This is a genomic window from Tychonema sp. LEGE 07196, from assembly GCF_963890365.1.
Taxonomy (GTDB): Bacteria; Cyanobacteriota; Cyanobacteriia; order Cyanobacteriales; family Microcoleaceae; genus Microcoleus.
On record NZ_CAWPRX010000120.1, the window covers coordinates 1 to 7,753 of the forward strand.

Consider the following 7,753-nt stretch of genomic DNA (forward strand, 5'->3'; position numbering starts at 1 on the left):
GCCGAATGGCCCCTCTCCCCGTTTCCCCCTCTCCTCCTCACCATACACAATTGGGATGCACAACGGCTTAGCGGCTTGGTGACGAAGAGGCGGCGATGCTGCATTTTACGGCAGAAGAAAGCGATGCAGCAGCGCTGCTGTTTGGCTGCGACTGTCAGTTTTGCGTCAATTCCTGGCGATAGTTGCACCGTTTGCCGCCCTTGGACTTGACTTGAGACGATCGCCTTCCACCTACAAAAATTTGATTATTTGTTGAAATACCATTTAAATATTGATTAGCTTAGCAGCGAGTCATCCTAACTTCGCAAGACTCAAACTAAACATATGTTTAAACGCTGGAAGTTAGAAAATTAAACAGTTGAAAAAATCCATGCGCTGATAATATTTTTGCGGTGCATTTTTCAGAATTTTGACTTCCAGGATTTGGTAGCGGGAATCCCATTCTGCCGTCAATTTATAATCTTAAAGATCCAGGCAAATAATTTAGAGCCGGACTTACGCATCGACACCAAAGAAACCGGGTTTTGGCCTGATTTGCTGGCTGCAACTAAGGATTTTGATGAAAAACCCGGTTTCAAATCGCGCAGGTGTTCAAGATTATTGATGATATTCGATCGCCCGACCGGATCTTAGGGGTTGCATATTTTGGAAAATGTGCTATGGTATGACCTAATCGGTTCTGGTGGAGATCAGCCACTAGACGAAAGGGGGAAAGTTCGGTGCAAACCCGGCGCTGTCCCGCAACTGTGATGAAGCGTAGAGTAGCTTCTTAGTCAGGATGCCCGCCGATTGTATCGTTCTATTAACCCATCTGCGAGGTACGGATGTCTTCAGCATTTTGTTTTCGATTCGATTGTTTTTCACCAGACGCTGCGCGATCGGCTATTATGCTCCTTAACCCGTGAGAAACCTTTGGTGCAATTGGTTTCTAGAGCAACATAACGAGTTAAAAAAGTTAGCCTCAACAGCATTATCTAGTTTTAGACGCAAGAAATATTGCGCGGGGTTTTGCCTGCTGTAATTTCTAACAGCTTTGTGATAGCGATGTTAGATATTCAGACGATTTCACCTTTGAGGCATCACATTACATTCTGATGACATTGCTGTAGAAAATTCTGCATCGGATACCCCTTAGTTTCCGACAGAGTTTCTATGGAATATCAAAGACTCAACTCGATCATTCAGCAAATATCAATAGTAAAAATTCAGTCATCTAATGTCCGGTTCATTACCATCACAAAAACCGTTCGTAGTACCGACTTCAGTCCGTACTACGAACCAATCGGACACGATATCAATTGCGATCGCTCTTTGTAATATCGCTATTTGTACTGATGATGCTATTGAAACCCATACTTAAGAGAGAAAAATCATGTCAATTTCAACTGCCACAATTGGATATCCTCGCATTGGTAAAAATCGCGAAGTTAAAATCGCATTAGAAGCATTTTGGAGTGGCAAATTAGATGCCAATAATTTATTGCAAACAATCAGAAAAGTAGAAATAGAAAACTGGCAAACACAGCTAAAAACAGGTATATATCGCATCGGTGTGGGCGATACTACCCTCTACGATAGTGTTCTGGATTGGACAGTTCGCCTGGGGTTAATCCCCCATCGCTTTCGGGATTTATCAGGTTTAGATCGCTACTTTGCAATGGCGCGGGGTAAAGAAGGGATACCTGCGCTAGAAATGACTAAATGGTTCGACACCAACTATCACTACCTGGTGCCAGAAATTCCCTCAGAATGGCAGCCTGCTGATTTTAGCGACTTTCTCGAAACGGTTAATCGCGCTCAAACTTTATTAGGCGAAAAAGTAATTCCTATTGTTTTAGGTCCCATTACTTTACTGCGATTGAGTCGGTTTTACCTACCCTTAAATGAAGCAATTTTAAGATTGCGAGAACGTTATCTGGCGTTGCTGAAAGCCTTAACAAACTTGGGTATTTATGAAGTGCAAATTCACGAACCTGCCTTGGTTCTGGGTGATGCTGGCCAATTCAAAGAAGCCTTTGAGTCAACCTATAGTTCCTTCGCTGAAATCAAACTTCCCATCGATTTAGTTACTTATTTTGATGATTTAGGAGATACCTATCCTTGGGTGATACAGTTACCAGTTGCTAAAATTAGCTTAGATTTTACTCGCGGATGCAATTTAAAATTGCTTAAACAACAGGGATTTCCTGCTGATAAACGATTGGGTGTGGGAATTGTAGATGCTCGCAATATTTGGCAAATTCGTCCAGAACAAGTGCTGCCATTGCTCCAAGAGATTCAGCAAATTACGCCCGATATTGTAATTCAGCCGTCGGCATCGTTGCAGTTTGTTCCCTACGATGCTGCACGGGAAACAAAGTTGCCGGAACCTCTCCGCAACGTGTTGAGTTTTGCCGAACAAAAGCTGCAAGCTGTGAAGTTTTTGGCACGCAGTTTAGCCGGAGAAGATACTGGAAGCGATCGCGCTAAAATTAGCAATGCTTGGACAACCTTCGAGGAGTTTAGCCCTACCAATATTGCCGTGCAGGAACGTCTGAACAGCCTAACAACCAATGACTTTCAACGCAAATTATCCTACGGCTTGCGGTTGTCGGAACAGATTTCTCTGCCGATTTTTCCCACCACAACGATCGGCTCATTTCCTCAAACCCCGGAAGTGCGAAAACTGCGCCTGCGCTACAAAAAGGGTGAATTGAGTCAAGAAAACTATCAAGCTGCGATCGACCTTCAAATTGCCGATAGCATTAAAATCCAAGAAGAAATTGGACTAGATGTGTTGGTGCATGGCGAATTTGAACGCACCGATATGGTGGAATATTTCGGACAACAGTTGGATGGATTCGCCTTCACGGCAAATGGCTGGGTACAAAGCTATGGCAGCCGTTACGTGCGTCCGCCGATTATTTACGGTGATGTTGTTCGCACCGATCCAATGACTGTGCGCGAGTTCAAAGTAGCGCAATCATTGACGCAAAAACCCGTTAAGGGAATGCTAACAGCCCCCGTAACAATTTTAAATTGGTCATATCCGCGCACCGATATTTCTAGACAAACACAAGCATTTCAAATAGCTTTGGCCTTGCGGGATGAAATAGCAGATTTAGAAGCAGCAGGAGCGCAAGTAATTCAAGTAGATGAACCAGCATTGCGCGAAGGCTTACCTCTGAAAGTAGAAAACTGGAGTCAATACCTATCTTGGGCTGTAGATGCGTTTCTTCTGGCTACCGCAAGCGCTCATCCTCAAACTCAAATTCACACGCATATGTGCTACTGCGAATTTGGCGATATCATCAAAGATATTGAACGGTTAGATGCCGATGTAATTTCGATTGAAAATAGCCGCAGCAATAACCAAACGCTGCATGAAATAACCGCCGCAGGTTACACCTATCAAGTGGGTAATGGCGTGTATGACATCCACAGTCCAGTGGTGCCAACGACGGAACAGATTTTGCAACAACTGCGAACTGGCATTGCTAATCTACCAACTCAACAAATTTGGGTAAATCCCGATTGTGGCTTGAAAACACGACGTTGGGAAGAAGTAATTCCGGCGCTAAAAAATATGGTGGAAGCTGCAAAAATCCTGCGGGAGGAAGTAAATGCGACCGGAAAATAGCGTTTGGCAAGGAAATTTTGGCTATTGGCAACAGGGATTTATTCATACCAATTTGCTAGTTATTGGTTATACAGGATGGAAGGGATTTGAGTCTTTCGGGCGGGGTGTTGTGGTCTGTGATGTAGATACTCAAGTTCTTGATTCTACAATGACAAGCCTCGAATCAATTCCTTTTCACATTCAGTTTATTCCTATCAATTTGATGGAATTTTATCTGCGATCGCTATCCGTTGACTCATCGAATATTCCATTTGTGATAGCAGCAACTGCTAAGTACAATCCAGAGCAAGATATTCTGCTATTGCTGAAATTTGGTCGTCAAACAGAGGTCAATCTATTAAGCAAACTAGCCATTCCTCCTGCCGATTGCTACGAACAAGTCTGTAGGCGATGGGAGGAATTCCAACCAAGTTTGACACCCTAAAACTTTCGCTATTCATGCCTAAATTCAACTCAATTCATATTTCGCATAGGTTGATAACTTGATACTGGATCTTTAATAGATGATGACATCTGAAACAAATAGCGAAGATTGGCAGCAATCCTTTATTGCAACTAATCTGCTGGTGTTAGGCTATAACGCTTGGGTTGGCTATCTGAATGGTGAACGAGGCGCAGTAATTTGTAGTCTTAATAACCCATTGATGGGAGTTACTGGTGAAACATTCCAATCGCATTTTGTTCCCCGCAGTCGTTTGGCTCCCTTTCTCAATGCTTGGTTATTGGCTCCCGACACCGCCATCCTGCAAAATCACCACATGAACGGTCATATTTTGCAAGCTGCAGATACCTATAACCCAAGTAAAGACATCATTCTGCTGCTGGAATCCGGTCGGGAAGTCACGTTCTTTTATCTGCGAAATCTACCGATTTCGCCCTCGCAATGTTACGAACAAATCTGCAAAGGATGGGAAGAATTCCAACCTCAGTCCACCCGTTTGAACGAAGAAAATCTCCGATGCAATTGATTCAATACAAAGTTGCGATGGAACCAGTTCCAGAACGGAAGCTAGAGGGTTTTTTAGCGTTGGGGTTTCGGTTGGCGATCGATTTGGCTAGCGGTGCATTGTTTGTCCCAATAGCAATAGTGCGATCGCAAATAGCAAAGCTGCATCTTCCTAAACAGGATTCTCTACCTAAACGATCTGACTAATTCAGGACTGACACATCAAGGCCAAAGAAACCGGGGTTTTTAGCTAATCTGTTGCGCTATTTTCACGGCGGGAAATACTGTCGCTTTTGATTTTTTGCTACTAATTTAGGCCCGCAAAACACTAACAAAAGCATCGCAGAAACTGGGTTTCTTGGATGTGCGCGAGGTGTCAGAAACCCGGTTTCTTCCTCAATTTTGGGGGGGGATGCGTAAATTATCGCAGAAACCGGGTTTCTTGGATGTGCGCGGGTGTCAGAAACCCGATTTCTGGCGATCGGTGCGTCCAGGACTATATCGATCGCCCTACTGGTACAATAGAATGTACAAGATCAGCAAATTCAACCGCTACTCGAAATCATGTCCGCAAATACCGCGCTACCCGCAGCCCTAGCTAAAATCGTCCAGCGCTTCCAGCGACACTCCGATCCGAAACAGCGCTACGAACAACTGCTGTGGTATGCAAAGCGACTTCCAGCATTTCCCGAAAGCGATAAACTCCCAGAAAACAAAGTTTCTGGCTGCGTATCGCAAGTTTATATTACCGCAAATTTGACCGACGGAAAAGTTTTGTATCAAGGCGATTCTGACGCTCAGTTAGTCAAAGGATTAGTTGGCTTGCTTGTGGAAGGTTTGAGCGGATTAACGCCTGCTGAAATAGTTAGCATTACCCCAGATTTTATTCAAGATACGGGATTGAATGTGAGCCTGACACCTTCCCGCGCTAACGGATTTTATAACATCTTTCAAATGATGAAAAATAAAGCAGTGGCTTGCGAATTTAGCGCGCAAGCAGAAGCAAACTAACCGGAAAAACAGCCATGATTCAAACTGCTGATTTAACCAAATCTAATTCTAGCAACTATCCCGCGACTGTTCAGAAATATCTCTGGAACTGGAAAGAAACCCAGATTGAAGTTATTTACGAAACCAGGGGAGGCGGAAAACCCGTATTGTTGCTGCCGGCTTTCAGTACGGTTTCCACGCGGGAAGAAATGCGTCCTTTAGCAGAGTTGTTAGCTCCAAATTTCCAAGTAGTGAGTGTAGATTGGCCTGGTTTCGGCGAATCTTCGCGCCCGCGCACCGACTACGAACCGCAATTATACCATCAATTTTTGAAGGATTTTGTGGAGTCAGTTTTTAACAGTTCTGTTGCTGTAGTGGCGGCCGGTCACGCTGCGGGTTATGCGATGCAATTAGCGCAATCAAAGCCGAATGTTTGGTCGAAGATTGTGTTACCTGCACCGACTTGGCGCGGGCCTTTGCCGACAATGAGCAAACAGCCAAGGGGTTGGCACGGAATGGTGAGAGAATTAGTACGATCGCCCTTAATCGGTCAATTCCTGTACAAACTGAACACTGCGCCGTCATTCCTGAGTTTGATGTACCGCCGCCACGTCTACGCCGATGCAGCCAAAGTCACAGCGGATTTCATTCAAAACAAGCGGAAAGTCACTCAACAACCGGGGGCGAGATTTGGTTCGGCGGCTTTTGTCACCGGAGGTTTAGATCCGGCCAAAACGCGGGAAGAATTTGTCGCCAACTTCCAAGGATTGACAGTACCGGTGATGGTTGTAGTTGCGGAAAAAGCGCCACCAAAATCAAAGGCGGAAATGGAAGTATTAGCTCAATTACCGGGAGTGGAATCGCGAGTTATTCCGGGAACTTTGGGTTTGCATGAAGAGTTTGCAGAAGATTTGGCAAATGCGGTTAAGTCTTTTATTTCAGAGAATTAAGAGGTAATGAACCGCAGAGGACGCTGAGGGCGCAGAGGAGAGAAGCAAAGAGGGGATGAATGCAGGCTGTTTTTTTTACGTTTGTTTTGATTTTTTGCTGTTGGTTTTGTCTGCCAGTTTATGCTGTCGGACAGTCGCAGCCGATGGACTCACAAAAAAGTATAATTGAAAGTGCGATCGACTTTCACATCCATTCATCTCCTGATGTGATTCCCCGCAGGTTGGATGATTTTGAGGTAGCTAAATTTGCCGCCAGCGCGCACATGAAAGCAGTTGTCTTAAAAAATCACTATGGCAGCACCGCAGCACGGGCAGTTCTAGTCAATAAAATTGTACCGCAAATCGAAGTTTTCGGGGGAATTGTTCTCAATCATTCCGCAGGCGGCATTAATCCCCAAGCTGTAGAAGCAATGCACCGCATCGGCGGCAAATACGGTAAAGTAGTGTGGCTGCCAACCGTTGATTCCGAGCATCATTTAAAGGTTTTTCACAAATCGGGAATCGGGATTAAAGTAGCAGAAAACGGCAAACTTTTACCAGAAACAGCAGCGGTACTCAAGATTGTAGCTAGAGATAATTTAGTGTTGGAAACCGGACACATTTCCTCAGCAGAAGTTATGGCAGTTGTCCGGCAAGCCAACCTTCTCAACATTAAAAACATCCTGATTACCCACGCAATGGCCGATGTACCCGGTTTGTCCCTAGAAAATATGCAAACAGCAGCCCAGATGGGAGCGTTTCTAGAATTAGCATTTGTCAACGATTTGATGGGAGAAAATGCCGCCGATGACGGACACAAAAACTGGCATCACGTTTCCATTAATCAGATGGTAGCAGCCATAAAACTCATCGGAGCCGAGCATTTTGTTCTGAGTACAGATTTGGGAAGAAAACCCGATCCTTTACCTGCCGAAGGTTACAAATTATTTGTAGAAAAGTTGATAGATGAAGGCATCTCTCAACCTGAAATTGATTTAATGATGAAGCAAAATCCCGCTCGCTTGTTAGGAATTTAGAATTGTTAGCTGTTGACTGTTGACTGTTGACTGTTAGCTGTTGACTGTTGACTGTTAAGAGGGCCCGCACGGGGGCACCGCCCCTACTGACTGTTGACTGTTGACTAATGACTAATGACTAATGACTAATAGACCTCTTGCAAAAGTCAAATTTACCCCCCGCAAGTCCCCCCTCCCGCGGGGAGAAACAAGAATAATCTTGCTCCCTCCCCGCGGGAGGGGAGGGTTGGGG

The 7,753-nt window shown here is 44.8% G+C and carries 8 protein-coding genes and 1 riboswitch; all 8 genes read left to right on the forward strand.

Translation table 11 applies throughout. From position 1 onward, the window contains the following. A partial coding sequence (locus tag AACV78_RS14695; protein ID WP_228042704.1) for a hypothetical protein occupies positions 1 to 210 on the forward strand: 210 nt, incomplete at its 5' end. Positions 211 to 657: 447 nt separating this feature from the next. Continuing rightward, a riboswitch (cobalamin riboswitch) is annotated at positions 658 to 804 on the forward strand. 568 nt (positions 805 to 1,372) lie between these two features. After that, positions 1,373 to 3,619: a 5-methyltetrahydropteroyltriglutamate--homocysteine S-methyltransferase gene (gene metE, locus AACV78_RS14700; protein WP_194011141.1), complete on the forward strand. Its 2,247-nt coding sequence runs from the start codon at positions 1,373 to 1,375 to the stop codon at positions 3,617 to 3,619. After that, a complete protein-coding gene (locus AACV78_RS14705) occupies positions 3,603 to 4,043 on the forward strand; it encodes a hypothetical protein (RefSeq protein ID WP_194011142.1) in 441 nt (146 codons plus the stop codon). Before metE ends, AACV78_RS14705 begins: the two co-directional genes overlap by 17 nt. A gap of 79 nt (positions 4,044 to 4,122) precedes the next feature. After that, positions 4,123 to 4,587 carry a hypothetical protein gene (locus tag AACV78_RS14710; RefSeq protein ID WP_228042705.1) on the forward strand — a complete coding sequence of 155 codons (465 nt, stop codon included), beginning with the start codon at positions 4,123 to 4,125 and terminating at the stop codon, positions 4,585 to 4,587. Further along, positions 4,578 to 4,772 carry a hypothetical protein gene (locus AACV78_RS14715; protein WP_194011143.1) on the forward strand — a complete coding sequence of 65 codons (195 nt, stop codon included), beginning with the start codon at positions 4,578 to 4,580 and terminating at the stop codon, positions 4,770 to 4,772. Before AACV78_RS14710 ends, AACV78_RS14715 begins: the two co-directional genes overlap by 10 nt. A 357-nt stretch (positions 4,773 to 5,129) precedes the next feature. Next, positions 5,130 to 5,576: a SufE family protein gene (locus AACV78_RS14720; protein ID WP_194011144.1), complete on the forward strand. Its 447-nt coding sequence runs from the start codon at positions 5,130 to 5,132 to the stop codon at positions 5,574 to 5,576. 14 nt (positions 5,577 to 5,590) lie between these two features. Beyond that, the gene (locus tag AACV78_RS14725) at positions 5,591 to 6,505 is read left to right on the forward strand and encodes an alpha/beta fold hydrolase (protein WP_194011145.1); all 915 of its coding nucleotides are present in this window, start codon (positions 5,591 to 5,593) and stop codon (positions 6,503 to 6,505) included. A gap of 59 nt (positions 6,506 to 6,564) precedes the next feature. Further along, a complete protein-coding gene (locus tag AACV78_RS14730) occupies positions 6,565 to 7,521 on the forward strand; it encodes a DUF6282 family protein (RefSeq protein WP_194011146.1) in 957 nt (318 codons plus the stop codon). Positions 7,522 to 7,753: the final 232 nt, after the last annotated feature.

Bases quoted from the DNA above. Each gene is read 5' to 3' on its own strand.
- AACV78_RS14725 (WP_194011145.1), top strand. From the start codon at position 5,591: ATGATTCAAACTGCTGATTTAACCAAATCTAATTCTAGCAACTATCCC.
- AACV78_RS14710 (WP_228042705.1), top strand. From the start codon at position 4,123: ATGATGACATCTGAAACAAATAGCGAAGATTGGCAGCAATCCTTTATT.
- AACV78_RS14715 (WP_194011143.1), top strand. From the start codon at position 4,578: ATGCAATTGATTCAATACAAAGTTGCGATGGAACCAGTTCCAGAACGG.
- AACV78_RS14730 (WP_194011146.1), top strand. From the start codon at position 6,565: ATGCAGGCTGTTTTTTTTACGTTTGTTTTGATTTTTTGCTGTTGGTTT.
- AACV78_RS14705 (WP_194011142.1), top strand. From the start codon at position 3,603: ATGCGACCGGAAAATAGCGTTTGGCAAGGAAATTTTGGCTATTGGCAA.
- AACV78_RS14720 (WP_194011144.1), top strand. From the start codon at position 5,130: ATGTCCGCAAATACCGCGCTACCCGCAGCCCTAGCTAAAATCGTCCAG.
- metE (WP_194011141.1), top strand. From the start codon at position 1,373: ATGTCAATTTCAACTGCCACAATTGGATATCCTCGCATTGGTAAAAAT.